Annotated in this window: 27 protein-coding genes and 2 tRNA genes; 14 read left to right on the plus strand and 15 right to left on the minus strand. The window is 60.6% G+C overall.

Annotation, left to right across the window (positions count from 1 at the left end):
* Together pgsA and AC1D13_RS03645 are read left to right on the plus strand one after the other, a co-directional pair.
* Positions 1 to 567: a CDP-diacylglycerol--glycerol-3-phosphate 3-phosphatidyltransferase gene (pgsA, locus tag AC1D13_RS03640; RefSeq protein ID WP_457278826.1), complete on the plus strand. Its 567-nt coding sequence runs from the start codon at positions 1 to 3 to the stop codon at positions 565 to 567.
* An 85-nt stretch (positions 568 to 652) separates the two neighbouring features.
* Positions 653 to 1,531, plus strand: a complete 879-nt coding sequence (locus tag AC1D13_RS03645; protein WP_457279773.1) for a DMT family transporter — start codon at positions 653 to 655, stop codon at positions 1,529 to 1,531.
* Here AC1D13_RS03645 and AC1D13_RS03650 read toward each other — a convergent pair.
* Positions 1,476 to 2,453, minus strand: coding sequence for a LysR family transcriptional regulator (locus AC1D13_RS03650; RefSeq protein WP_477688951.1), 978 nt, complete (start codon positions 2,451 to 2,453; stop codon positions 1,476 to 1,478). The genes AC1D13_RS03645 and AC1D13_RS03650 overlap by 56 nt on opposite strands.
* 160 nt (positions 2,454 to 2,613) lie before the next feature.
* Between AC1D13_RS03650 and AC1D13_RS03655 the strand changes: the two genes are divergently transcribed.
* From AC1D13_RS03655 to AC1D13_RS03680, 6 genes are all read left to right on the plus strand, one after another.
* Positions 2,614 to 3,519, plus strand: coding sequence for an alpha/beta fold hydrolase (locus AC1D13_RS03655; protein ID WP_457278824.1), 906 nt, complete (start codon positions 2,614 to 2,616; stop codon positions 3,517 to 3,519).
* Between the two features lie 39 nt (positions 3,520 to 3,558).
* Entirely contained in the window at positions 3,559 to 4,653 is a 1,095-nt protein-coding gene (locus AC1D13_RS03660) for a tartrate dehydrogenase (protein WP_457279772.1), read from the plus strand.
* A 266-nt stretch (positions 4,654 to 4,919) separates the two neighbouring features.
* The gene (locus tag AC1D13_RS03665; protein ID WP_007874140.1) at positions 4,920 to 5,192 is read left to right on the plus strand and encodes an HU family DNA-binding protein; all 273 of its coding nucleotides are present in this window, start codon (positions 4,920 to 4,922) and stop codon (positions 5,190 to 5,192) included.
* Positions 5,193 to 5,209: 17 nt separating this feature from the next.
* Positions 5,210 to 5,285: transfer RNA gene (locus AC1D13_RS03670), tRNA-Val, on the plus strand.
* An 87-nt stretch (positions 5,286 to 5,372) separates the two neighbouring features.
* On the plus strand, positions 5,373 to 7,298 hold the full coding sequence (locus AC1D13_RS03675) for a SurA N-terminal domain-containing protein (RefSeq protein WP_477667122.1): 1,926 nt from the start codon (positions 5,373 to 5,375) through the stop codon (positions 7,296 to 7,298).
* Between the two features lie 36 nt (positions 7,299 to 7,334).
* Positions 7,335 to 7,410, plus strand: a tRNA-His gene (locus AC1D13_RS03680).
* 87 nt (positions 7,411 to 7,497) lie between these two features.
* On the opposite strand, the gene AC1D13_RS03685 is transcribed toward AC1D13_RS03680, so the two are convergent.
* Positions 7,498 to 8,472, minus strand: coding sequence for an NADPH:quinone oxidoreductase family protein (locus AC1D13_RS03685; RefSeq protein ID WP_457278822.1), 975 nt, complete (start codon positions 8,470 to 8,472; stop codon positions 7,498 to 7,500).
* Between the two features lie 171 nt (positions 8,473 to 8,643).
* Here AC1D13_RS03685 and surE point away from each other — a divergent pair, with 171 nt between their 5' ends.
* From surE to AC1D13_RS03700, 3 genes are all read left to right on the plus strand, one after another.
* Positions 8,644 to 9,441, plus strand: a complete 798-nt coding sequence (gene surE, locus AC1D13_RS03690) for a 5'/3'-nucleotidase SurE (RefSeq protein ID WP_477688952.1) — start codon at positions 8,644 to 8,646, stop codon at positions 9,439 to 9,441.
* The gene (locus tag AC1D13_RS03695; protein WP_477688953.1) at positions 9,438 to 10,295 is read left to right on the plus strand and encodes a protein-L-isoaspartate(D-aspartate) O-methyltransferase; all 858 of its coding nucleotides are present in this window, start codon (positions 9,438 to 9,440) and stop codon (positions 10,293 to 10,295) included. Before surE ends, AC1D13_RS03695 begins: the two co-directional genes overlap by 4 nt.
* A 117-nt stretch (positions 10,296 to 10,412) precedes the next feature.
* Positions 10,413 to 11,339, plus strand: a complete 927-nt coding sequence (locus AC1D13_RS03700) for a peptidoglycan DD-metalloendopeptidase family protein (RefSeq protein ID WP_477688954.1) — start codon at positions 10,413 to 10,415, stop codon at positions 11,337 to 11,339.
* A 207-nt stretch (positions 11,340 to 11,546) separates the two neighbouring features.
* Here the strand turns inward: AC1D13_RS03700 and AC1D13_RS03705 are convergent, their stop codons facing one another.
* Positions 11,547 to 11,966: a VOC family protein gene (locus AC1D13_RS03705; protein WP_477667125.1), complete on the minus strand. Its 420-nt coding sequence runs from the start codon at positions 11,964 to 11,966 to the stop codon at positions 11,547 to 11,549.
* Positions 11,967 to 12,022: 56 nt separating this feature from the next.
* On the opposite strand from AC1D13_RS03705, the gene rlmD reads away from it, so the two are divergent.
* Positions 12,023 to 13,504, plus strand: a complete 1,482-nt coding sequence (gene rlmD / locus AC1D13_RS03710) for a 23S rRNA (uracil(1939)-C(5))-methyltransferase RlmD (protein ID WP_457278817.1) — start codon at positions 12,023 to 12,025, stop codon at positions 13,502 to 13,504.
* 166 nt (positions 13,505 to 13,670) lie between these two features.
* On the opposite strand, the gene AC1D13_RS03715 is transcribed toward rlmD, so the two are convergent.
* The gene (locus AC1D13_RS03715) at positions 13,671 to 14,360 is read right to left on the minus strand and encodes a Bax inhibitor-1/YccA family protein (protein WP_457278816.1); all 690 of its coding nucleotides are present in this window, start codon (positions 14,358 to 14,360) and stop codon (positions 13,671 to 13,673) included.
* Between the two features lie 192 nt (positions 14,361 to 14,552).
* Here AC1D13_RS03715 and AC1D13_RS03720 point away from each other — a divergent pair, with 192 nt between their 5' ends.
* Entirely contained in the window at positions 14,553 to 14,960 is a 408-nt protein-coding gene (locus tag AC1D13_RS03720) for a GlcG/HbpS family heme-binding protein (protein ID WP_457278815.1), read from the plus strand.
* A gap of 208 nt (positions 14,961 to 15,168) precedes the next feature.
* On the opposite strand, the gene AC1D13_RS03725 is transcribed toward AC1D13_RS03720, so the two are convergent.
* From AC1D13_RS03725 to AC1D13_RS03765, 9 genes are all read right to left on the minus strand, one after another.
* Complete coding sequence (locus tag AC1D13_RS03725; protein ID WP_477649635.1) at positions 15,169 to 15,387, minus strand: hemin uptake protein HemP; 219 nt, start codon at positions 15,385 to 15,387, stop codon at positions 15,169 to 15,171.
* A 161-nt stretch (positions 15,388 to 15,548) separates the two neighbouring features.
* On the minus strand, positions 15,549 to 15,959 hold the full coding sequence (locus tag AC1D13_RS03730) for an ExbD/TolR family protein (protein WP_477667126.1): 411 nt from the start codon (positions 15,957 to 15,959) through the stop codon (positions 15,549 to 15,551).
* Between the two features lie 71 nt (positions 15,960 to 16,030).
* Positions 16,031 to 16,747: a MotA/TolQ/ExbB proton channel family protein gene (locus AC1D13_RS03735; protein WP_457278812.1), complete on the minus strand. Its 717-nt coding sequence runs from the start codon at positions 16,745 to 16,747 to the stop codon at positions 16,031 to 16,033.
* A 29-nt stretch (positions 16,748 to 16,776) separates the two neighbouring features.
* Positions 16,777 to 17,460 (minus strand): energy transducer TonB, encoded by a 684-nt coding sequence (locus tag AC1D13_RS03740; protein ID WP_457278811.1) that lies wholly within the window; start codon positions 17,458 to 17,460, stop codon positions 16,777 to 16,779.
* Positions 17,461 to 17,592: 132 nt separating this feature from the next.
* Positions 17,593 to 17,838, minus strand: coding sequence for a (2Fe-2S)-binding protein (locus tag AC1D13_RS03745; RefSeq protein WP_457278810.1), 246 nt, complete (start codon positions 17,836 to 17,838; stop codon positions 17,593 to 17,595).
* 282 nt (positions 17,839 to 18,120) lie between these two features.
* Positions 18,121 to 18,828: a Fe2+-dependent dioxygenase gene (locus AC1D13_RS03750; protein ID WP_457278809.1), complete on the minus strand. Its 708-nt coding sequence runs from the start codon at positions 18,826 to 18,828 to the stop codon at positions 18,121 to 18,123.
* Between the two features lie 85 nt (positions 18,829 to 18,913).
* Positions 18,914 to 21,220 (minus strand): TonB-dependent receptor, encoded by a 2,307-nt coding sequence (locus tag AC1D13_RS03755; RefSeq protein WP_477688955.1) that lies wholly within the window; start codon positions 21,218 to 21,220, stop codon positions 18,914 to 18,916.
* Positions 21,221 to 21,554: 334 nt separating this feature from the next.
* Entirely contained in the window at positions 21,555 to 22,031 is a 477-nt protein-coding gene (gene bfr / locus AC1D13_RS03760) for a bacterioferritin (protein WP_457278807.1), read from the minus strand.
* A gap of 140 nt (positions 22,032 to 22,171) precedes the next feature.
* Positions 22,172 to 22,945, minus strand: coding sequence for a ferredoxin--NADP reductase (locus AC1D13_RS03765; protein WP_457278806.1), 774 nt, complete (start codon positions 22,943 to 22,945; stop codon positions 22,172 to 22,174).
* On the opposite strand from AC1D13_RS03765, the gene AC1D13_RS03770 reads away from it, so the two are divergent.
* On the plus strand, positions 22,944 to 23,261 hold the full coding sequence (locus AC1D13_RS03770; RefSeq protein WP_457278805.1) for a hypothetical protein: 318 nt from the start codon (positions 22,944 to 22,946) through the stop codon (positions 23,259 to 23,261). The genes AC1D13_RS03765 and AC1D13_RS03770 overlap by 2 nt on opposite strands.
* A gap of 113 nt (positions 23,262 to 23,374) precedes the next feature.
* Here the strand turns inward: AC1D13_RS03770 and AC1D13_RS03775 are convergent, their stop codons facing one another.
* Positions 23,375 to 23,584: a hypothetical protein gene (locus AC1D13_RS03775; protein ID WP_477667128.1), complete on the minus strand. Its 210-nt coding sequence runs from the start codon at positions 23,582 to 23,584 to the stop codon at positions 23,375 to 23,377.
* Positions 23,581 to 24,753 carry a PepSY-associated TM helix domain-containing protein gene (locus tag AC1D13_RS03780; protein ID WP_477689141.1) on the minus strand — a complete coding sequence of 391 codons (1,173 nt, stop codon included), beginning with the start codon at positions 24,751 to 24,753 and terminating at the stop codon, positions 23,581 to 23,583. The genes AC1D13_RS03775 and AC1D13_RS03780 overlap by 4 nt, the downstream gene beginning before the upstream one ends.
* Positions 24,754 to 25,054: the final 301 nt, after the last annotated feature.

The following is a 25,054-nucleotide window of genomic DNA, read 5'->3' on the forward strand; positions in this document are numbered from 1 at the left end:
ATGTTTCTGACCATCCCTACGTTGATGACCTGGACCCGCATCGTTGCGATTCCGTTGATCGTGGGGGTGTTCTACCTGAACCTGGCGCCCACGGAGCGCAATCTGATTGCCACCGTGATGTTCGTCGTGTTTGCCGCAACCGACTGGCTGGACGGCTTTCTGGCGCGCAAGCTGAACCAGACTTCTTCCTTCGGCGCCTTCCTTGATCCGGTGGCCGACAAGTTCCTGGTCTGCGCCTCTTTGCTGGTGCTGGTGCACCTGCAGCGTGCCGACGTGTTCGTGGCGCTCATTATCATCGGCCGCGAGATCGCCATCTCGGCGCTGCGCGAGTGGATGGCCCTGATTGGCGCGACCAAAAGCGTGGCCGTGCACATGCTCGGCAAGGTCAAGACCACGGTGCAGATGATTGCCATCCCTTTCCTGCTGTTCGACGGCGTGCTGTTCGGCGTGATCAACACGCACGTATGGGGCACCTGGTTGATCTGGATCTCCGCCATCCTGACGGTCTGGTCCATGATTTATTACCTGAAAAAAGCCATCCCGGAAATCCGCGCGCGCGCCAAGTAGTCCTGCCCTTGGTGTTGCCGTTCTAAGGCTTCTGTCCTTGAGTTCTTCCTCTTCTTCATCCTCTTCCGATGCGCTGATCCGGGCCATGCCCGCCGTGTTTGTGCTGATCTGGAGCACCGGCTTTATCGTCGCCAAATATGGCTTGCCGTATGCGCCGCCGCTGACTTTCCTGGCGATCCGTTATTTCCTGTCGATTGTTTGCTTCCTTGTCTGGATCGTGCTGGCCCGGGCCGCGTGGCCGCAAGGCCGGGCGCAATGGCTGCATCTGGCCATGGCCGGCGTGTTGATGCATGCCGGTTATCTGGGTGGCGTCTGGATTGCCGTGAAGTCGGGCATGGGTTCGGGCTTGACCGCACTCATTGTCGGACTTCAGCCAGTGTTGACGGCGCTCTGGGTTTCGTGGGTTGCCTCGCCCGAGACAAACGGCGGCGAGGCCAAGGTCACTTCACGCCAGTGGACCGGTCTGGCGCTTGGGCTAGGCGGGCTGTTACTGGTGGTTTCGCGCAAATTCGGCACGGGCCATGAAGTGACGGCGCTGACGCTGGCCTGCACGGTCTTTGCGTTGTTCAGCATCACTGCGGGAACGCTTTACCAGAAACGTTTTGTCAAACCTGCCGATGTGCGCAGTGCCAATGCCATTCAGCTGGCCGCTGCTTTCGTGGTGACCCTGCCGCTTGCGCTGTTTGAAACTGAAGCGATCACGTGGAACCACCAGGTTCTGGGCGCCATGGCGTGGTCGGTGCTGGTGCTCACGCTGGGAGGAAGCTCCCTGCTTTACCTTTTGATTCAGCGTGGCGCAGCTACAGCCGTGACCAGCCTGCTGTATCTGGTTCCGCCAACGACCGCCCTGATGGCATGGCTGTTGTTTGAGGAGCCCATTACGCTCAGCACGATTGCCGGCACTGCGCTCACGGCGTTAGGCGTGAGCCTCGTGGTGCGGGCCGCGAAGCCGGCGGCAGCGTAGTTTTCCAGGGCGCTTCCTGAAACTGTGCGACCAGGTGGTCAATCAGCAGGCGAATACGGCGTGGCTGGTCTGGGCGGTAGGGGGCCAGCCAGTGAATGTCGGCGTCTGGCATTGAATAGGCCGGTAAAACGCGTACGAGCCGGCCCGATGCGATATGCGGTGCAATATCCCAAAGGCTGCGTAGCATGATGCCGCGGCCTTCCATGCACCAGTCGCGTACCAGCTCCCCTGAATTGCTGGCCAGCGGGCCGTGCACGCGAACGCGCACCGCGGTCTTCTCGCGTTCCCTGTGCAGCGGCCAGACATCAAAACGCTGTCCCGGGGCATTGCCGTTTTCGCGCACGATCAGGCAGGCATGGTCCTGCAAGGCCTCCAGGCTGGCGGGTGAACCGTGTTGTTTGATGTAGCGGGGCGAGGCCACCATGATGCGCTGGTTGCGCGCAAGACGGCGTGACACCCACTGGGCCGCCTGCCGACCCTGTATCGACCAGAGCCAGATGGCGCCGTCGTAACCCTCCAGCGCGAGGTCGGGCAAATGCTCGGTGAGCTCCAGCTGTATCTCGACACGCGGATAACGCTCCTGGAATTCCGCCAGCGCAGGCCCCAGCCACCGGCGGCCGAACCCAAAAGTTGCAGCCAGCCGGATAAGCCCGGTGGGCTCCGCTTTTCGTTCCTGCAACTCTGCCTCAAGCGCATGGAAGCCCTGCAGGAGAATGATGGCCCGTTCGCAGACTGTTTCGCCTTCGGCGGTGGGGCTGACGCGCCGGGTCGTGCGCTGGAACAGGCGTTGGCCCAGCCTGGCCTCCAGTGCGGCAAGCCGCTTGGTGACGACCGGCGGCGCCACGTCCAGGCTTTGCGCTGCGGCCGCCAGGCTCCCGTGGTCGCGAACGGCAAGCACCAGTTCAAGGTCGCTGCGTTCCATTGATTAATTCCTTTTTGGAAATAATTGATTGCCTGATTATTGCTTGTATTGGATGCCACTCTTCTACAAAATCAGGCAAAGATCTAAAAATCGTTCAAGGCATTCAACACCGGAGCACCGGGAAATTGATTACCCGAAGATGAACCAAGGCAACTGATTGATGTTTGAGAATTTCGTTTCGTGCGATGTCGACGGCCCGGCCGGCAGCTTGCACACCCTGCGGGGCGGCGCAGGGGCGCCACTTCTGTTGCTCCACGGGCACCCGCAAACCCACGCGATGTGGCACTTGGTCGCGGGAACGCTTGCGAAAAAATTCACCGTCGTGATGATGGACCTGCGCGGTTACGGTGACTCCGCACGGGTTGCCGGTGATTCGGCGCACGAGGCCTATTCCAAACGCGCGATGGCGCTGGATGCCGTCGCAGTCATGCGTCACCATGGGTTCGAACGGTTCCAGGTGCTGGCGCACGACCGCGGCGCGCGCGTGGCCCATCGCCTTGCGTCGGATCATCCCGGGGCGGTTCAGCGGTTGATGCTGCTTGACATTGCGCCCACGCTGGCCATGTATGACAACACGACGAATGCCTTTGCGCGCGCTTACTGGCACTGGTTCTTCCTGATCCAGCCGCCGCCGCTGCCCGAAGCGTTGATCGAGTCCGATCCGGTACGGTATGTACGCAGCGTAATGGGCAAGCGCCATGCGGGCCTTGCGGCTTTTGCGCCAGCCGCACTGGCCGAGTACGAACGCTGCGCGCAAATCCCCGGCACCGCTCAAAGTATCTGCGAAGACTACCGGGCCTCTGCCACGATCGACCTGGAGCACGACCGCGCGGACGTTACTGCCGGCCTGCGCCTGGCGCAGCCGCTGCGCGTGTTGTGGGGCGAGCATGGCGCGGTGGGCCAATGCTTTGATGTACTGAATCTCTGGCGGGACCGTGCGAAAGATGTCTCGGGCCGAAGCTTGCCGTGCGGTCACTACATTGCAGAAGAAGCGCCGGCGTTGCTGCTGGCAGAAGCACTGGATTTTTTCAAACCTGAATCAGCGGCTCTCAACGGGTCAAATTAACGCCAACCACATTCAAAAAGGAACACCATGAGCAAGAGCATCGGAAAAAAACGCATCGCCGTCATCGCAGGCGACGGCATCGGCAAGGAGGTCATGCCCGAAGGCGTGCGTGTGATGGAGGCTGCGGCCGTCAAGTACGGCATCGACCTGCAGTTCGACCATTTCGATTTTTCAAGCTGGGACTACTTTGAAAAGCACGGCAAGATGATGCCGGACAACTGGAAGGACCAGGTGGGCGGCCATGACGCGATCTACTTCGGCGCTGTGGGATGGCCCGCGAAAATTCCCGATCATGTTTCACTGTGGGGTTCGCTGCTGCTGTTCAGGCGTGAGTTTGACCAGTACATCAACCTGCGGCCTGCACGGCTGATGCCCGGCATCATTGCGCCGGTGGTCCGGCGTGACGGGAGCGCGCGTCAACCTGGTGAAATAGATTTTTACATCGTCCGTGAAAACACCGAGGGCGAATATTCCAGTATTGGCGGGCGGGCGTTTCCCGGTACGGAGCGCGAGTTTGTCCTGCAGGAGTCGGTATTCACCCGCATCGGCGTGGACCGCGTCCTGAAGTTCGCCTTTGAACTCGCCCAGTCCCGTCCCAAGAAGCACCTGACCAGTGCGACGAAGTCCAACGGCATTTCCATCTCCATGCCTTACTGGGATGAGCGCGTGGCCGAGATGGCAAAAAACTATTCGGGTGTCCGCCTGGATCAATTCCATATCGACATCCTGACCGCGCATTTTGTGCAGCGCCCGGACTTCTTCGATGTGGTGGTGGCCAGCAATCTCTTCGGCGACATCCTGAGTGACCTGGGGCCGGCCTGCACGGGCACCATAGGCATTGCGCCCAGCGCCAACCTGAACCCTGATCGGAAGTTTCCTTCGCTGTTCGAACCGGTGCACGGCTCGGCGCCCGACATTGCGGGCCGCAACATTGCCAACCCTATCGGGCAGATCTGGTGTGGTGCCATGATGCTGGAGTTCCTCGGGCACAAGGATGCGCATGACGGCATCCTCGCTGCAATTGAAAAGGTGTTGAGCCCTGGAAGCGGTGCGCCGCGCACCCCGGACCTGGGTGGAAAAGCCGGGACGACAGACCTTGGCAAGGCCGTCGCCGAGGCCCTGTCCGCTTCCTGAAACCGTCATAAAGACGGCTTTTGTCAAGCATGAAAATTACACATCATGCTTACGATTAAGCCGTGAAAGCGCTGAAAAACCGTCTAGAATCCGCCTCCGCACGTTGTAAAAACTTGCTGCTGTATTGACAGGTCAAGAGTCCATGGCTCTAATTGGAATCAGCAGAAAACTGCACATGCCGCTCCCGCTGACACACTCAACACAGTGTCCCGGGAGATATTTTTTAGAGACAACCAGATTAACTTTTTATCAACGAGGGGCTCCTTGTGAACAAGACTGAACTGATCGAGCACATTGCCAAGCATGCTGATATTTCCAAAGCTGCCGCCACGCGCGCGCTGGAGTCAACCATTGGCGCTGTGAAAACAACCCTGAAAAAAGGAGGCTCCGTGTCTCTGGTGGGTTTCGGCACTTTTGCCGTGGGAAAACGTGCTGCGCGCACCGGCCGCAATCCGCGTACCGGCGATGCGATTAAAATCAAGGCTGCCAAGGTTCCAAAGTTCCGTCCAGGCAAAGCTCTCAAGGATGCTTTGAACTGAAACGGAAACTCAACGTGGGGTGCTTAGCTCAGTTGGTAGAGCAGCGCCCTTACACGGCGTAGGTCGGCGGTTCGAGCCCGTCAGCACCCACCACCCACGAAAAAAGGCGAACATGGTTCGCCTTTTTTGTTGTTGGCTCCCGGTTTGTTCGTAAAGCTGTTGCAGCACAGGAAGTTCGAGATGTTTGATTTCATTCGCAAGCACACCAAAGTCACCATGGCGTTGCTGTTTTTGCTGATTGTTCCGTCCTTTATATTGGTGGGCATGAACAGCAATGGTCCCTCCGGGAACAACAGCGGGGTCGTTGCCGTTGTCGACGGAAAAGACATCACGCAGCCCGAATGGGACCAGGCCCACCAGAACGAAGTCCAGCGTATACGCGCCTCCATGCCGTCGATTGACGTCAAACTGCTCGATACGCCGCAGGCACGCTACGCGACGCTGGAGCGCCTGGTGCGCGACCGTGTGGTTGCTGCTGCTGCCCATGTCACCGACGACTATCTGGCCCGCGAGTTGCAGAAAATCCCGGAAATCGCCGCCCTGAAAGGCCCGGACGGCAAGCTCGATATGGAGCGCTATCGCCAGTTGCTGGCATCGCAGGGCATGACGCCGGAAATCTTTGAGGCCAATGTCAAGGCCGGGCTGCCGAGCCGGCAGGTGCTGGGCGGTATTGGTGCAAGCGGCTTCGCCACGAATGCTGCGGCTGATCTGTCGCTCAATGCCTATTTCGAGAAGCGCGAAATCCAGCTGGCCCGTTTTGATGCTGCCGATATGGCAGCCAAACTGGCACCGACCGATGCCGACCTTGAGCAGTTCTACAAAGCCAACGAGAAACTCTTTCAGGCGCCAGAACAGGCCAACATTGAATACGTGGTGCTCGACATCGAGACTGTTAAAAAGACGGTCACGGTCAACGAGGCCGATCTCAAGACCTACTATGAGCAAAATATCCAGCGCCTGGGCGGCACCGAAGAGCGCAGGGCAAGCCACATCCTGATTGCAGCGCCCAAGACTGCCTCGGCAGCCGATCGCGAAAAAGCGAAAGCCAAAGCAGAGGAATTGCTGGCGCAGGTCAGGAAGGCGCCCGATACTTTTGCCGATGCGGCACGCAAAAACTCGCAGGACACTGGTTCGGCACCTTCCGGCGGCGATCTCGATTTCTTTGCGCGCGGCTCGATGGTCAAGCCATTTGAGGACGCCGCCTTTGCGATGAAAAAAGGCGACATCAGCAATGTCGTGGAGTCGGAGTTCGGTTACCACATCATCAAGCTGACGGACATCAAGGCACCGAAGCGGCCCGCGTTCGAAGAAATGAAACCGCAGCTGGAAGCCGACCTCCGCAAGCAGGAAGCCCAGAAGAAATTTGCTGAAGTTGCCGATGTCTTCACCAATGGTGTCTATGAGCAGCCCGACAGCCTCAAGCCCGTGGCGGACAAGCTGAAGCTTGAAGTCAAGGCGGCCAGCAATGTGGCCCGGCAGCCCAAAACCGGTGCGGCTGGCGTGCTGTCCAATCCGAAATTCCTGGGCGCACTTTTTTCGCCGGATGCGATCGAAAAGAAGCGCAATACCGAAGCCATAGAGACAGCGCCCAGCCAGCTGGTTTCAGGCCGGATCACCCAGTACACCCCGGCACGCACCCAACCCTTTGCCGAAGTGAAAGATGTCGTGCGCCAGCGCTGGGTTGCCCAGCGCAGCGCCGAAGAAGCGCGCAAGGAGGGCGAGGCCAAGCTGGCTGCCTGGAAGGCCGCCCCGGCGTCTGCAACCGCTTTGGCCGCACCGGTGGTCGTGTCGCGTGAGCAAACCCAGAAGCTTCCCAATCCGGTGATCGATGCGGCGCTCCGTGCCGACGCGGCTGCCTTGCCGGCATTTGCCGGGGTTAGCCTCGGCGCACAAGGTTACGTCGTGATCAAGGTCAACAAGGTGGTTCCGCGCGAGGCGCCGCTTGAAGCGGCCGCCAAGCAGGAACGCAACCAGTACACGCAGTGGTGGACCGCCGCAGAAAATCTGGCGTATTACAACGGCCTGAAAGAACGCTTCAAGACGAAAATCCTGGCGGCAAAGCCTCCTGTCGCCAAGGCTGGCGCAGAAGAAGTCGTCACCCAGTAAATTGCAGCGGCTTTGCCGCTATAATGCAGGGCTCCGGTGGCTGTAGCTCAGTTGGTAGAGTCCAGGATTGTGATTCCTGTTGTCGTGGGTTCGAGCCCCATCAGCCACCCCACTATTTGAAGTCCCGCTTGCCGCAAGGCTCGCGGGACTTTTTCATTTGGGGGCCTGGCGCGGCTGCCTTGCACAGGCGGGCCAGGCCCTAGTTCACCATGACCAGCTTGCCCTTCACGCCACGTGAGCCCATGTGGGCATAGGCAGCTTTCAGTTCGGCCATGGGCATGGTGCGGTCAATAACCGGCTTGATCTTGCCTTGGGCATACCAGCCGGCCAGCTCGGCCATCATGGCCGCATTGGCCTTGGGTTCGCGCTTGGCGAAGTCGCCCCAGAACACGCCGACGATGGATGCGCCCTTGAGCAGCGTGAGATTGAGCGGCAGGGACGGGATGGGTCCCGAAGCAAAGCCCACCACCAGGTAACGGCCCCGCCACGCGATGGAGCGAAAAGCCGGCTCGCTAAACTCGCCGCCGACCGGGTCATAAATCACGTCAGGTCCCTTGCCTTCGGTCAGTGCCTTGATTTCGTCACGCAGGTTTTTCGTGGTGTAGTTGATGGTGGCGTCCGCGCCAATGGACGCGCAAAGGGCGCATTTCTCATCGGTCGATGCGGCTGCGATTACGCGGGCTCCGGCGGCTTTGGCAATCTGTATGGCTGCGGTGCCGACACCGCCTGCAGCACCCAGCACCAGGACGGTTTCACCGGCCTTGAGTTGTGCGCGGTCCATCAGGGCGTGCCACGAAGTTGCGTAAATCATGATGAAAGCGGCCGCGTCCACGAAGGGAAATCCTTTGGGCAAGGGCATGCACAGGGCCGCCGGTGCAAGGGTGTGTGTGCCGAATCCCCCGGTGCCGGAGAGGCAGGCCACGTTGTGACCTACCTGGAGGTGCGTGACGCCTTCGCCCACCGCCTGGACCACGCCGGCGTATTCGGAGCCGGGCACAAAGGGCAGGGGTGGTTTCATCTGGTACTTGTTCTGCACGATCAGCAGGTCGGGAAAGTTCAGGCTGGCGGCCTTGATCTCAATCAGCACTTCGCCTGCCTTGGGTTGCGGTGTGGGCAATTCTTTCCAGGTCAGGGCGTCTACGCCGGTGGGGTTTTCACAAAGCCAGGCTTGCATGGAATGTCTCCGATAGAAGGAATGCTGCGACAGGTACAGAAGAAACAGAAGAAGAAAGGCGGGCCGCCAGCGGAAAGAGACGGCGCCTTGCCTGCATCATAGGCAAAGCGGCAGGTTTTGCGATGTCCGGCAGGGCTCAGGCTGTCGCAGCCGTGACCGTAAAATCAGTCCATGAAAATCCTCATTTGCAACGACGACGGTTACCAGGCCTCCGGCATCATTGCCCTCTATGAAGCGCTTAAAACCGTTGCCGATGTCGAGGTGGTGGCCCCCGAGCACAACAACAGCGCCAAATCAAACGCGCTGACCCTGCACTCGCCGATGTACGTGCAGACCGCGGCCAACGGCTTTCGCTACATCAACGGCACACCGGCAGACTGCGTCCATATCGCGCTGACGGGTTTGCTGGGCTACCGGCCCGATCTGGTGGTTTCAGGCATCAATAACGGCGCCAACATGGGCGACGACACGATTTACTCCGGAACCGTGGGGGCCGCCATGGAAGGCTACCTGTTCGGCATTCCTTCCATCGCGTTTTCCCAGACTGAAAAGGGCTGGGCGTACATCGATGTGGCAGCCCGGCGGGCGGCCGAGCTGGTGCAGCAACTGATGCCCACGCTGGAGGCCGTGGCGGAAGGCGCTGAGCCGACGGTGCCGCCCTGGCTGCTCAATGTGAACATTCCCAACCTGCCCGACAACGAGATCCAGGGCGTGAAGGTGGCCAGGCTGGGGCGGCGCCATGCAGCTGAACGCGTCATCGTGCAGACCAGCCCGCGCGGCGAAACCATGTACTGGATTGGCGGCGCAGGGCCTGCGAAAGAGGCTGGTGAAGGAACCGATTTTTATGCCACCAGCCAGAAGTTTGTGTCCATCACCCCGCTGCAGGTGGATTTGACCGATCATGAGCGTCTGCCTTATTGGGCCCAAACCGCTGCCCGGCTGGCCGAGTTGCACAAAAAATCGTCATGAAATCCAGCCTCAAACCGCCGTTCAATCCAACTGCCAAAGCGCCCGTTGCGGCAGGCCGCCCGGCATTTCCGGTTCGCCTGAAGCCCGACGCGGGTGTCCCATCTGCTACAAAATCAATAGCTGGTAGCGCAAGATCAGAGCGCGCTACAAGCCAAAGTGGCTTGAAGAAACCGGCGCCACCCGTGGCCTCCGCGTTGCCGGGCGGTGTCGGGCTCGATTCGCACACCGTGCGCGCGCGCATGGTGAGCAAGCTTGCTGCGCAAGGTGTTGCCGATGCGTTGGTACTCGCCGCCATGGGGGCTGTCGAACGCCACCGTTTTGTTGACACCGCGCTGGTCAACCAGGCCTATGAAGACACCAGCCTGCCGATTGGCCTGGGGCAAACCATTTCCAAACCCAATGTGGTGGCCCGCATGCTGGAACTGCTGCGCCACGGCGCGGCCGGAAAGCTGGGGCGGGTGCTTGAAATCGGCACTGGCTGCGGCTACCAGGCCGCGGTGCTCAGCCATCTGGCGACGGAGGTCTACAGCATCGAAAGGCTGCGTGGCCTGCACGACAAAGCCAGGGAGAATCTGCGGACTTTACGCCTGCCCAATGTGCACCTGCTGTTTGGTGATGGCATGATGGGCTACGCCAAGGGCGCACCTTATGCGGCCATCATTGCTGCTGCCGGCGGGGAGGCCATTCCGCCTGCCTGGATTGATCAGTTGGCTGTGGGCGGCAGGCTGGTGGCGCCCATGCAAACCGCCGGTGGTGCCCAGGCGCTGGTGGTGGTCGACAAAACCCCCCAGGGCGTCAGGCAGACCCTGCTGGAGGCCGTTCATTTTGTGCCTTTAAAATCGGGGACAAGCTGACGATCCGGCCCCTGCAGGACCCAGGCCGGTTATCGATATAGCAGTGACGGCATTGAACCATCCGATCATCCAGTTAACCAATACGCCATACCCGTCAGATTGACGACGAAAGAACCAATGAATCAAACCGTACGGCCGAACCGGGCAGTGTCTGTGGATGCAGCAGGCGCAAGTCATGGCGCCCGCTCAACGCTCGGCAGGCTGGCCCTGCCATGCGCTCTGGCGGCAGCGCTGCTGCTTGCCGCTGGCTGCGGCACGCGTTCTACCACCCATGCCCCGGTTGAAGACCGCGGCACCGGGCTGTCGCGTCCCACGCCGGGCGCGGTGGACGCGGGCAATGTCAAGCAGTTGCCCGGCTTTGAAAACGCCGGAAAACCCGGTTACTACACCGTCAAACCCGGTGACACCATGATTCGCATCGGCCTGGAAAACGGCCAGAACTGGCGCGACATCGTGCGCTGGAACAACCTTGAAAACCCCAACATCATCGAGGTGGGGCAGGTGCTGCGTGTGGTGCCGCCAAGCAGTGAAAATCCGCTGGTCGTGACGCGTCCCGTGACATCCGGATCGGCCACCACGTCGACCGCATCCACCACGCCGGCCCAGGCTGCCAGCGCGGCGCGTCCCGCGTCAACACCGGCTGGCACCAGCCCGGCGCCCGCTGCAACGGGCGATGAAGACATCGCCTGGATCTGGCCCGCGCAGGGCACGATGCTCGCAGGTTTCGATGAAGCCAAAAACAAGGGCCTGGATATTTCAGGCAAGGCGGGGGACCCTGTCATTGCCTCGGCCGACGGCCGCGTGGTGTACGCCGGCGCCGGCCTGCGCGGCTATGGCAACCTGATCATCCTCAAGCACAACAACACCTTCCTGACGGCCTATGCGCACAACCAGACTTTGCTGGTCAAGGAAGACCAGAGCGTGAAGAAGGGGCAAAAGATCGCCGAGATGGGCAACAGCGACGCGGACCGCGTGAAGCTGCATTTCGAGATTCGCCGTCAGGGCAAGCCTGTCGACCCTTCCAGATACCTGCCTGCCAAATAAGCGGTGTTTTCATCCGCAGAAAGGAGCCCCGCGTTTGCTGGGCTCCTTTTTTTTGTTTCTGGTGTCTTGACGCTGCTTGCGTCAGGGCAAAGCTATCGAAAAATTTAAGAAAAGAAAGCCCGCAGACCAGTCTGGACGAGCGCAAGCAGCTATCTATTTTGTAGCAATTGGTTGCTGGGAAGTGCGGCCGGCTGCCTATGTTCGTGATCAGTGCGGCTGCAAAATCTCGTCGTAGCCACGGCCCTTGAACTCCAGCAGGTCAATGCCATGGCCAAAGGGGTCGGCCAGCCCCGCGATGCGTCCCCAGACCCGTTCAGCCACGGGCATTTCCAGAACGGCGCCGTGGCGCTGCAGCCGGTCAACCGCCGCATCAATGTCTTCCACCACAAAATCAAGGTGAACAGGCGTCCAGTGGCGCTGGTAGGTGCGAACACTCTCGCTGCCCTGACCGCTGGCGATCGGCCGGGTACCCGGCGCATTGAAGAGCAGATCGATCGGGCTGCTTGCACCGAGAATTTCCACGAAATCGCTCTTGAAACGGCGGCCTGTGCGCAGCCCGAGTGCCTCTGTGTAGAACTCGACAGCACGTTCCATGTTGTCAACATCGATGCAAATACGAAGCTCCATGGCGCCTTCCTTTCACGGGTTCAGAAAATGGTACCGCAGCCTGAGACAATTGGTGCATGACAGAAGAAAGCCAGAACAAGCAGCCAGCGACGGCGGCCGACTACCCGCCCGACGTGCTCGAGGTCGAGTCGCTCGACATTGAAGCCCAGGGAATTGCCCACAGGGCTGACGGCAAAGTGGTTTTTATCGAGGGCGCTCTGCCTTTCGAACGGGTAACTGCCAACGTCTACCGCAAGAAAAGCAGCTTTGAAAAAGCCATGGTGATGGCGATTCACCGTGAATCGTCCCAGCGTGTGCGGCCGGCATGTCCGCATTTCGGCATGCACACCGGCGCATGCGGCGGCTGCAAGATGCAGCATTTGCATGTGGGGGCGCAGGTGGCCGTGAAGCAGCGTGTGCTCGAAGACAATCTCTGGCACATCGGCAAGGTCAAGGCGGACAACCTGCTGCGGCCCATTGAAGGGCCGGCCTGGGGATACCGCTATCGCGCGCGGCTGTCGGTGCGGTATGTCCGCAAAAAGGGTGTCGTGCTGGTGGGGTTTCACGAGCGTAAAAGCGGCTACGTGGCCGATATGACCGAATGTCACGTGGTGCCCCGGCACGTCAGCGACATGCTCGTGCCGCTACGCGAGCTGATCGGCAGCATGGATGCGAAGGAAACCTTGCCGCAGATCGAACTGGCCTGTGGCGATGAAGTCACGGCCATGGTGCTGCGCCATATGGAGCCCCTAAGCCCCGGAGACTTGAACCGCCTGCGCGATTTCGCTGCGCAAAACCGCGGCCTGCAATGGTGGCTGCAACCGGGGGGCCTCGAGACGGTCAAGCTGCTGGACGACGCTGTGCAGGAGCTGAGCTACGGCCTGCCGGAGTTCGATGTGGTCATGCCGTTCAAGCCGACCGATTTCACGCAGGTCAATCCCCACATCAACCAGGTGCTGGTGTCGCGTGCACTGCGCATGCTGGCGGTGCAGCCGGATGAGCGGGTGATCGACTGGTTTTGCGGCCTGGGCAATTTCACCTTGCCGCTGGCCACGCGCGCCAGCGAGGTGCTGGGCATCGAGGGCAGTGAAGTCCTGGTCGCCCGTTCACGCGAGAATTTTGAAAGAAACAGGCCTGCATCCAGCGTCCGACGGGCGCTGGCAGCTACAAAATTTGTAGCGCGCAACCTGTTTGAAATGACGCCGGCGATGCTGGTGAAAGACGGCCGGGCCGACAAATGGCTGGTGGACCCTCCGCGTGAAGGCGCTTTTGAGCTCTTCAAGTCCCTGGCAGCGCTGCACCAGCAGATCGTCAGCGGCGTCCCCTGTGACGACGGTGAGCACCAGCAGAGCCTGGCCCTGAACGGCTGGGCGCCGCCGCAGCGCATTGTCTATGTAAGCTGCAACCCGGCCACCCTGGCGCGGGATGCGGGCGTGCTGGTGGACAGCGGCGCATACCGCTGCACGGCGGCCGGTGTGGTCAACATGTTCCCGCATACGGCCCATGTGGAGTCCATTGCGGTGTTTGATTTGGCCCCCACGGTCTCTCACTACGTGTAGCTCCCTGCCCCCGAGGGGGCCGCTGCGCCTGAGACTGGCAGAGCCTGATCCGCGGCCCTGGCTCGAATTGGAGAAGCCCCAAGCTCACCCTGCGGAGAATGACACGAGGTGCGCATGAAAAAAGGGCCCTGAGGCCCTTTTTTTATTCTGTAGCGAAGCGGATGGATCAGTCCCGGTCGCCGCCGAAGATGCCCAGCAGGGCCAGCAGGCTCTGGAAGATGTTGAACAGGTCCAGGTAAATGGCCAGGGTGGCGCTGATGTAGTTGGTTTCGCCGCCGTCGATCACCTGTTTCAGGTCATACAGCAGGTAGGCGCTGAAAACCGCGATCGCCAGCGTGCTGATGACTGCCATCATCATGGTCGAGCCGACGAACACGTTGATGACGGCTGCCACCATGATGACCAGCGCGCCGGCAAACAGCCACTTGCTCATGCCGCTCAGGTCCCGCTTGATGACGGTGGCCAGGCTGGCCATCACGAACATCACGCCGGCCGTACCGGCAAAAGCCGTCATGACCAGTGATGCGCCGTTGCTGAAACCCAGCACCATGGCGATCATGCGCGAGAGCATCAGGCCCATGAAAAAGGTAAAACCGAGTAGCACAGGCACGCCCGCGGCCGAGTTCTTGGTCTTTTCAATGGCGAAAATAAAGCCGAAGGCGCCTCCGAGGAACACGATCAGGCCCAATCCGCCCGTCAGGGAGCGGGTAATGCCCGTCGCCACACCCAGCCAGGCGCCCAGCACGGTGGGCAGCAGGCTCAGGGCCAGCAGCCAATAGGTGTTGCGCAGGACCTTGTTGCGTTGCTCGACGCTGGAAGCAACGCCGTAGTCGAGGGTTTGAACATTGTCAGTCATGAAAGTCGTCTCCGAGGCGCCAGCAAATGCGGGCAAGATTATTTTAGGGTGCATTGCCGTTTTTCCAGCCCTCACTCCCTACTTTTTGTAAGGGTTCTATAAGCTAATTTGGCGGCAATGCGGGTGAGGGGTGGCCTCAAATTTGCGTATGCTCAGTGTCTTTGCCAATAAACTCCGGAAATCCTGAAGACCATGAAATCAAAAGCAGTGCTTGAACTCGCCGACGTCAAAACCATCGCCGCCGCCGCCGAGGCCGAAGCCCTCAAGAACAACTGGGCCGTCACCATTGCCATCGTCGACGACGGCGGCCACCTGCTGCACCTGCAGCGCCTGGACGGCGCGCCGCCCATTTCCTCGCACATTGCACCCTCCAAGGCCAACACGGCCGCCATGGGCCGCCGTGAGAGCAAGGTTTACGAAGACGTCATCAACGGCGGCCGTACGTCCTTTCTGTCGGCGCCCTACATCCACGGCATGCTCGAGGGCGGCGTACCCATCGTGAAAGACGGGCATTGCATTGGCGCTGTGGGTGTGAGCGGCGTGAAGTCCAGCGAAGACGCGCAAATCGCACGTGCGGGCATTGCCGCCATCGGCCTGTAAACCGCGTCGCAGCGGGAATAAAAAAGCCGGCCACAAGGTCGGCTTTTTTGTTGGCGCGAGCAGAACAACATCAAGGAAAAAAAGCCTGGCTAAACAACTCCAAAAGAGTCTGTGGCTGGCTAAAAACGACCTTGGAGGCTTGGTAGCCCCGGATCGCCCCACGATGAAACTGTGCTGGTGAAGAGGGTGATGAAACGGTGAAGGCGGCTTACTTGGTCAAAATCAGTTTGCCCAGGCGAGTGGCCTGAAGGCGATAAGTCGAGCCATTGTGGTTGATTTCCACCGCCTTTTGCCCGCGCAGGATTTCGGTGCTGTTGACGCAGGCGGCAGAGGCCCCCGAAGGATGGCCGCCAGAAGCGGTCTCTGTGTGCGCGGGGGCGCGGGCAGGAAGGCTCAAGGTATGGGAGGCGGGCATTGCGATGGACATGATGGTTAAACCTGTTTGGGTTTCGTTAAGTTAATGATAACCATTCTCATTTGAAAGTCAAGCGAATCCAGGCTGCGGTTTTGTTTCTTTCTGTGTGAAAAACCTGGAGTGCCTGTCCAGCAGGCATGCATCCAGGACCCGATGAGTCCTGCAGGCCCTGGTCAGTTCTTGGGTTCAGTGATGAAACCGATCTTGCGCAGCCCGGCCTGTTGGGCTGCTGCCATGGCTTGGGCCACGCGCTCGTAGCGAACCGATTTGTCGCCGCGGATATGCAGGTCTGGCTGCGGGTTCTGCGCTGCCGACGCCTTGAGCTGCGTGACCAGCTCTTCGTCTGAAACCTTGGTCTCGTTCAGGAAATAGCTGCCTTCCGCATCCACGCTCAGGCGAACCGTTTCCGGCTTGATGTTTTGCGCTTCGTTGGAGGCGCGCGGCAGGTCGATGTTGACGGAATGCTTCATCACGGGGACCGTGATGATGAAGATGATGAGCAGCACCAGCATGATGTCCACCATGGGCGTCATGTTGATCTCGTTCATCACCTCATCGCTGTCGTCTTGGGTTCCAAAGGCCATGGTGCTTCTCGGTCATTGAATGAGGGAGCTCCGCGGCTGTTGGGCGGCAGAGCAGGATAAAGGGTTGGCTTTCAGGCTTTTTTCATTGGCACAACATTGGCCTGTTGGCCGCTGGCGCTCACGCGGGCACCGGTCACGAAGTAGGCGTGCAGGTCATGCGCGAAGCGGCTGAGTTTTTGCAGAACGCCCTTGTTGCCGCGCACCAGCGCGTTGTAGCCCAGCACCGCCGGGATGGCAACCGCGAGACCCAGCGCCGTCATGATGAGCGACTCGCCGATCGGGCCGGCCACCTTGTCGATGGTTGCCTGGCCGGCCGCGCCGATGGACAGCAGCGCATGGTAGATGCCCCACACGGTGCCGAAGAGGCCGACGAAGGGGGCGGTGGAGCCGACCGAGGCCAGGATGGCCAGGCCCGACTGCAGCTTGCCGGTGAATTCGTCGATGGTGTTGCGCAGCGTGCGCGTGACCCAGTCGCTCACGTCCAGGGCGTCGTGCAGGTGTGCTTTGGTGTTACGGTGATGCAGCGTGGCTTCGCGGCCTTCCAGGGCCAGTTGGCGGAACGGGTTGGCGGGGTCCGAGCCCAGCTTGGTGAGGCCTGCGGCAAAGTCTTCGCTGTGCCAGAAGTCTTCAGAGGCGCGGGCGATCTTTTTGTACTTGATGAGGTCCAGCGTCTTGATGATGATGACCATCCATGACGCGAGCGACATGACCAGCAGCAGCACGGCCACCGATTTGGTAACGATATCGCCCTGGCTCCAGACGTTGGCAAGGCCGAATTGGGAATTCATGAATCAATACTCCACGGGTTTCAAAAAGATTACTCCAGGACGAAGTTGATGGGTACGTTAAACCACATCTCTTCGGCCACGCCGCCACGCTTGCCGGGCACGTAGCGCCAGCGCATGACGGTGGTGACCGCTGCCTGGTCAAGCCGGTCAAAGCCGCTTGACTGGCGGATTTCGGTTTTCTTCGCCTGGCCGTCTGCGCCGATCAGCACACGCACGATCACTTTGCCCTGCTCGCCAAGGCGCCGGCTGATGGGCGGATAGGCGGGCTTGGGGTTTTGCAGGTAGTCGGCATCGCTCGACGGCAGCTGCACTGCCGGTGGCGCGGGCGGCGTAACGGGTGCCACGGCCACAGGCGCTGGTGGCAGCGGCGGTGTGACAACGCCTGTCGGGGCATTGGGCGAGGGTGTTGGGTCTGCGATGGCCAGCGGCTGGGGCGCGGGTTTGTCGGGTGCCCTGGCAACCGCTTTTTTCTGCACGGTCGGCGTGGGTGGGGTAGGAGGGACGGGCTCCACCTTGGGGGCGGGCGGGTCCACGAATTGCGTGAGGATTTCTGCAGGAATCACGATTTCGGCGGCGCGCATCAACAAGCCGCTTTGCAGCGCCCAGATGAACCCCACGTGCAGGCCCACTACCACGAGCGCGATAACAGCATTGCGGCTGAGGGGCTGGCGCGGCGGGGCGGGGCGTGGCGCGGTGGAGAAAGTGGCGTTCATCGAGAGGGGGATAGGTGGGCGAATGGCCACATGAGGCGCGGTTTCGGTCAAAAAGGCAACCAGGAAACTAGCGGCGGAAGATCCACCACGCGGAACCTATCACCAGCACAAGGCTGACAGGAAGGGCCGAAATCAGTATTGGGGAGAAGGTTGCAAGGTGTTCCATGGGCTGCCTTCCAGCGTGTGGGCGGCGAGCTTGATGTTGGCCGTCGGGCAGCTGGCGCTGCACTGCGCCACCACGTCGCGGGCGCAGCCTTCGCACTGGCCGCACTGGGTGGCCACGCCGAGTTCGAACTGGATCTCGTCAAAGCCCAAGCCTGCTCGGGCATGGCGGGCAATTTCGCGGTCGGAGATTCGGCGGCAGACGCAAACGATCATGGATGGGCTTGGCTGGTGATTGATTCAATCGGTGCGTTGATTATAAATGCGAATCTATCGCATTTGCAATCATGGCACGCAGATTTCAGGAGGTGCGAGCCATTTGGAGCGGATTTTTGGCCTCATTTTTGAAGCCAAATTCAGCAGTAATCCTTGCTGGATGTGCGCAAGGTGCTATAAATTAGATAGCGAAAAGGCAGTTCCTTGAGGCGAGCGAGGCATCCTGGGGGGTGATGGGTTGCCAAGACCCTTCACGATGCAGGATAAACGCGGTCCTGCCGTCTAAACCTCAGCCCACATCCGCAGCAGGTTGTGATAGCAGCCTGTAAGCCGTACCACTTCGGCGCCTTCGGCCGCACCTGGGGTCGAGCGTTCCAGTTCCTTTTGGCGCAGAGAGGTAATGGCCATGTCCATCTCATACAAAAGCCGGCGTTGGGCATCGGAGCGCACCATGCTTTCAATCCAGAAGAAGCAGGCCAGCCGCTCACCGCGCGTGACAGGCTCCACGCGGTGCACCGATGTGCCCGGGTACATCACCAGGTCACCTGCCTCGAACTTGATGCGTTGCTCGCCGTAAGTGTCTTGCACGACCAGTTCGCCGCCGTCGTAGCTGGCCGGATCGCTCAGGAACAGCGTACAGGAAATGTCGGTTCGCACGTGCCGTGCTGTGGCGGCATGCGTGCGTACCGCGTTGTCAATGTGGTTGCCGAAATTGTTGGCGTCGCCGCCGTAGCGGTTAAAGAGCGGCGGATAGACCGATTTGGGCAGCGCCCCGGTCACGAACATCGGATTACGGGCCAGCGCCACCGACACGATGTGCCGCGCCTGCTGGGCGGCGGGCAGCTCTTCAGGCAGCTGCAGGTTGTTCTTGACGGCGCCGCTCTGGCTGCCGGCCGTGATGCGGCCGTCGGCCCAGTCGGCGGCCAGGATCAGCTGGCGGATTTGCGCGAGCTCGTCCGGCTTGAGGGCTTGTTGAATGCGAAGCAGCATGGTGGGGCTTCCCGAAAAGCGACTGAAAAAAAATGGGCACCCGGAGTATCCCCCAGGTGCCCAACCTTGAAAACGTTCTTTCAAATCAGAACTTGCTGGTGAGCGTCACACGCACGCTGCGTGCGTCGCCGGGCGCCACAAAGCCGCGGTACAGCGTGTTGTAGTAGACCTTGTCAAACAGGTTGTCGATGTTCAGCTTGACGGTGTTTTTTTCATTGATGCGGTATTCCACCAGCGCGTCGGCCTTCACGTAGCCCGGCACCCGGTTGGTGGCCGTGACGGCATTGGCCGGCTTGTTGGTGCTGACGGCGGTGAAGCCGCCGCCGATACGCCACTTGTCGCCGATGCGGTAGGTGGTGAACAGGTTGGCCTGGCGGCTTGGGCTCAGCCCCGGGTTCTGCCCGATCTCGGCAGTGGCGCCGGTCTTGTCGATCCTCGCCGTCAGGAAGCCGATGCCCGCAAAGACATCCCACTGCGGCGTGATGCGGCCGGCGACCTCAAATTCCAGCGCATCGGTGTGCCGCTTGCCGGACAACAGGTAGGAGTTGGTGCTCGTGTCGATGTCGGTGTTGCGCTCGTTGTACTTCTCTGTGCGGGCCAGGGCTGCGCGCAGTGACAGGTCACCGCCGTAGAGCTCCCACTTGGCGCCAATTTCCATGTTGCGGCTGCTCTCGGGCGGCGTGTTGGCAGAGTTCGGGTCGAATTGGTACAGGTCGCCGGAGGTATTGAACGACGTGCCATAGGCGGCGTAGTAGCTGACCTCATCGGTCGGCTGATATATCACGCCCAGCCGTTTGCTCAGCAGGCTGTCGGATCTGGCGAGTGTCCCGTTGTTGGGCGGCGTGCCGGTGGGTCGCTGGTAGTCGGCCTTGAAGTTATCAACGCGCAGGCCGGCAACCAGCTTCCAGTACTGTGTGAGGTCGATCGTGTCCTGCATGTACAGGCCCAGCGTAGTGGCCTTGAATGCCGTTTCCAGTCTCTGCGTGTAATTGCCCCCGATACCGGTGCTGATGGGATTGCCCACAGTGGTGGTCGGCTTGGCCCCCGTCAGGAGGGGGTAGCTAAGGCGGTCGGAATTTTCCACGGCGTACTCGGCGCCGATCAGCAGGCTGTTCTTGCGGCCGAACCACTGGGTGGTCGTGAGGTAGTCGGTTTGCAGGAATGTGTGGTGTTCGTTGCCCGCCTTGGCATTGCCGGCGCTGGTGGCGCCGCGGCTCACCACCGTGTTGGCGCTCAGGTTGGCCAGGGTCGTGCCGGCGGCAAAGCTGGCCTGCGTGGCGCGCAGCGTGCGTGAGTAGTAGCCGTCGCGCACCGTGGTTTTCAGGCTGCTGCCGTCGGTCCATCGGTGGGTATGGCTCAGGGTGACAGCGTCGGCCTTGTCGTTCTGGAAATCGGTGTTGAGGCCATACCAGTATTTCTCGGTGCCAGGCGCGGGGCGGCTGTTGAACCAAGCAAAGCCCCAGTCGGGCTTGTCGTTGTAGTGCAGGTGGTAGTAGCTGATTTCAAATTCGTTCGCTGTGCCGATGCCGAAGCGGTAGTCCAGGGCCAGGCCCCGGCGATGGGTGGAGGCGCTGGCGTTTTCGCCGCGGCCATCGCCGTCTGTCGCCATGGCGTTGATGCGGAGAGCCGCGTCGTCGTCCAGCTTGAAGTTGAAGTCGCCCTGGTAGCGTTGGTAGCCTTTGGTGCCGACGGTGGCGTTCACTTCGTGCTCGGTGATCAGGCGTGGCTGCTTGCTGACCTGGTTAATCACCCCGCCGGTGGAGCCGCGGCCGAACAGCATGGAAGCAGCACCACGCAAGACTTCCACGCGCTCGGTGTTGAAGTTGTCGCGGTTGTACTGCGCGATGTCGCGCATCCCGTCCATGTAAATGTCGCCCGCCGCGCTGAAGCCGCGAATGCGGATGTTGTCGCCGACCCGTCCGCCTTCGCCCGCTTCAAAGGTGATGCCGACGACGTTTTCGAGTGCGCTCTTGAAGCTGTCCTTGCCCTGGTCGTGCATCAGCTTTTCGTTGACGACCGTCAGCGACTGGGGAACGTCCTTGGCCGGCACGGGCATCTTGCCGACACTGGTAATGCCGCTCTGGTAGGTCTGGCTGGCGCGATCGCGTGTGCCTGTCACTGTGACGGGGGCCAGGCTTCTGCCTTCAACAGGTGTTGCAGAGGTGGACGACGTAGCGGTCGTGTTGCCGGTGCTGGGCGTCGGGGTGATGCTCTGGGCCCAGCCCGACACCGAAACAGCCAGCATGAGCGCACCAAGCGGGAGCAGTGTTTTGTCGGAAGATGCGGCAGGATTGGCAACCGGGCTGGCAAACGGCGTGAAGTTGTCGGCGCCCATGGTGCGGTTTTTTTTGTTGCGCGCAGGGCGTGCGGCGCGAGCGGAAGGGTGTGCCAAGATGGCCTCCAAGCAGGGTCCTGCCTTGCAGGCGGTGGACCGGGTTCAGGAAAAAGCTTGGCTGGCTCAGAATGCCCGGGGGCGCGAGTTGGCTGGCTCGTAAAGTTCGCTCGAAGTGTATATCAAATGATAATGATTCGTAATCTGTTGTATCTGAATGTTGCGGGAATAAGGGCGAAAACGGTGGTTGTGTGGCAAAAAGGCCAAATTCAGTAGGCGACAAAAAGAGCTTCTGAAAACCAGGAGCGGTCAGCGTTGGCGCAAACAAAAAAACGGGGCCTGTGCCCCGTCTTTTTTGTGCCAGGTATGTCACCGGGCTATTTCAAGACCACATTCAGCTCAGCTCGCCCATCTGGCTTTGCAGGTAGTTTTGCAGGCCAACCTTGCCAAGCAGTTCAATCTGCGTTTCCAGGAAGTCGATGTGCTCTTCGGTGTCATCGAGGATCTCCTGTAGGAGGTCGCGCGAGACATAGTCGCGTACGCTTTCGCAGTGGGCAATGCCGTCCTTGATGGTGGCCTGTGCACCGGTTTCGGCTTTCAGGTCGCAGTTCAGGGCTTCTGGAACATCCTCGCCGATCATCAGCTTGCCCAGGTCCTGCAGGTTGGGCAGGCCATCGAGCATGAAGATGCGGTCCATCAACTTGTCGGCGTGCTTCATTTCGCCGATGGACTCTTCGTATTCCTTCTTGGCCAGCTTGTCCAGGCCCCAGTGCTTGTACATGCGGTAGTGCAGGAAGTACTGGTTGATGGCCGTGAGCTCGTTCTTCAGCTGCGCCTGCAGGTGAGCGATGACTTTTGCGTCGCCTTTCATGGGAATTCCTTATCGTTGTGTAGTGCGGATCGCCCATTGTCACTGGCCGCGTGCCGTAACTCAAGCATTCCCCTGCTGGGGCGGTCTGGTTGCGTTTGATTGTGAGAAACGTTCGCATTGCAAACGTTTCCCGTTGTCAGTCAGCGCTCGGCAAATGCGCGTTCCACCACGAAGTGGCCGGCTCGCTGCATGTTGCCTTCCTCAAAGCCGCGCTCTTCCAGCATGGCCTTGATGTCGCGCAGCATGTCGGGGCTGCCGCACAGCATCAGGCGGTCGTTCCCGATAGAGATCGCGGGCAAGCCCAGGTCGCTGTACAGCTTGCCCGACTGCATGAGCTCGGTGATGCGGCCTTCGTTGCGAAAGCGCTCGCGCGTCACGGTGGGGTAATACAGCAGGCGTCCGCGCACCAGCTCGCCGAGGAACTCATGCTCGTGCAGCTCGTGCTCGATCAGCTCGCGGTAGGCCAGCTCGGCGCTGGTACGGCAACCGTGCACCACCACCACACGCTCAAATCGCTCGTAAGTGTCTGGGTCCTTGATCAGAGAGAGAAAGGGCGCCAGACCGGTGCCGGTGGCCAGCAACCACAGCGTCTTGCCAGGTAGCAGGTTTTGCAGCAATAGCGTGCCGGTGGGTTTGCGTCCGACCAGGATGTCGTCGCCCGGCTTCAAGTGCTGCAGCCGCGAGGTCAGCGGGCCGTCGGGCACCTTGATGCTGAAAAATTCCAGCTGGTCTTCATGGTTGGCGCTGGCCACACTGTAGGCGCGCAGCAGCGGTTTGCCGTCCACGGGCAGGCCGATCATGGTGAATTGGCCGTTGACGAAGCGAAAGCCCGAATCGCGCGTGGCGGTGAAGCTAAATAGTGAGTCGGTCCAGTGGTGGACGGAAATAATGCGTTCTGTGTTGAAGGCGCTCATGAGAGAAAAAGAAGAGAAGGGGAAAGAAATGGGGGGACGAGAAAGGGCTTTGGGTGATGCAAGGGACTCACCGCGCATCCCTTCAGGTCGTGCCCTCAGATCGTGCGTGAGCAAGCCTGAATTTTATAGCCTGGGCGGGCCTGCCGCCGGTGATGGCTATAGACGCCACACCGGCGCCAAGGTCAGGCACATCACCATCGCATTTCGCGCGGCGACAGAACTCAAGCGCCAGGCAGCCGCCCCTGGGCAAGTATGGCCCGTGAAGGCTTTATTGGGGTTGCTATCAAATCAGGAGCTGTCTGCGCTTGTTTTATAAGGGTTTCAGGCACTTTTCCCATGAGATTTTGGTGTTTTTGTGCTTCGCTTCAAAGTGCTGCCACGTTAACTTTACCTATCGCACCAGAACAAAAAAACCGGTCACCCACCCATTCAGCGTTTGCGAGGCCCGCCGGGCACCCACGAGAACCAGGCCATCACGGCCACGGGCACGCCCAACCCCAGCCAGCACCACCAGTCGCCCCAGCCGTCAGACACCAGTGCGGTCAGCAGGCCGGTGATGCTGAGCATGCCCAGCACGAGGGGCCAGCGCCACAGGCGCCAGAAAGCGGAGCCCTTCGCGGGATCGGCCTTTGCGCTCACACGGCACCGCCAGTCGTTTCATGGCGTGCGGCATGCGGCGCTGATGCTTGCCCTGCTGTTTTTTCCGGCTTCGCTGCTTTGGCCGGATTACGCCGTCCAAGCCACAGGTAAAGGCCGCTGCCCAGCACGATGATGGTTGCGATGTCCAGCAGGGCCCAGAGGATTTGCATCGGCATGCCGCCGTAGTCGCCGAAGTGCAGCGGCTGCGACACCAGTAGCGCGGTGAGATACCAGGGCAGCGGCGGGCTGGCGGTGAGCGCATTGGTGCCGGCGTCCACCAGCACCGGCTTGAGCAGCCGCGAGTTGAAGGGCTCATTGCCGCGCAGGAACACCGTGTAGTGGTGCGGGCTTGAAAACGATGTACCCGGAAAAGCGATAAAGGCCATCTTCATCTCAGGCGCCAGAGCGGTCGCTGATGAAGCTGCCTGCTGCACCGAGGCCAGGCGGGCCGGCGGTTTTTGCCCCTGGTAGGGCGCCAGCAGAGAGCTTAGCTGGTCGTACTGCCAGTACTTGATCAACAGGTCGGCCCAGGTGTTGATCATGCCCGTGGCGCCCACGGTGAAGGCCCACACCAGCGTCACGATGCCGAGCAGGTTATGCAGGTCCAGCCATTTGGCGCGCGGGCGGGTTTGCCGCACTGTGCCGAAGTCCAGCTTACGCATGAAGGGCGCATACAGCACCACACCCGAGACAATCGCCACCAGCAGCAAGAGTCCCATGAAGCCCAGAAAGAGCTTGCCCGCGAGTCCGGCAAAGAGGTCAACGTGCAGCTTGAACATTACATACATAAAGCCTTCGTCGAACCTGGGCTGGGCCAGCACAGCTGCGGTGCGTGCATCGACGGCGACGGTCTTGTTATCCACCTCGGACAGCGGCGTGTCACCCAGCGTGACGTACCAGAAGCGGTCGTCGTCGATCTCATGGGACGCGAACATGGGCACCTTGCCCGGGTGCAGTGCCTGTGCGATTTCCATGACCTTGTCCAGGCTGGCGCGCGGTGTGCCCTTCGGTAAATCGGGCGCCTCAACTTCGGTGCCCAGCAGGTGGCCGATCTCATGGTGAAAAATCAGCGGCAGCCCGGTCAGGCACAGCAGCAGCATGAAGACAGTGCAAACCAGGCTGCTCCATTTATGCACCCAGGTCCAGGTCTTGATGCGCCGGCTGTCCATTTTTGCGGTCGTCGTCATTGGGGTTTTCCTTTCTGCGGCCTGAACCCTGGAGCCGTCAGGCGGCGCGTGGTGCGCGGCAGGTGCATGGTGAGCAAAGTCAAAACTCCCTGGAAGGATCGCCAGATGCCTGGCGTGCGCACAGCAGCCCGAACGCCACCGCAAGTGGCGAAGTTCAAGGGGTCGGTGGGCGGGTTGTCGGCTTGCTACGCCCTGCGACGCGAGCCGGCTGCAGGGCTGTTGGCTAGCGAAAGAGGATGCTGGGAACTATACATCAAATGAGAGTAATTCTCATCTGATGAGC

The sequence above is a fragment of the Polaromonas sp. P1_E12 genome (assembly GCF_056405975.1).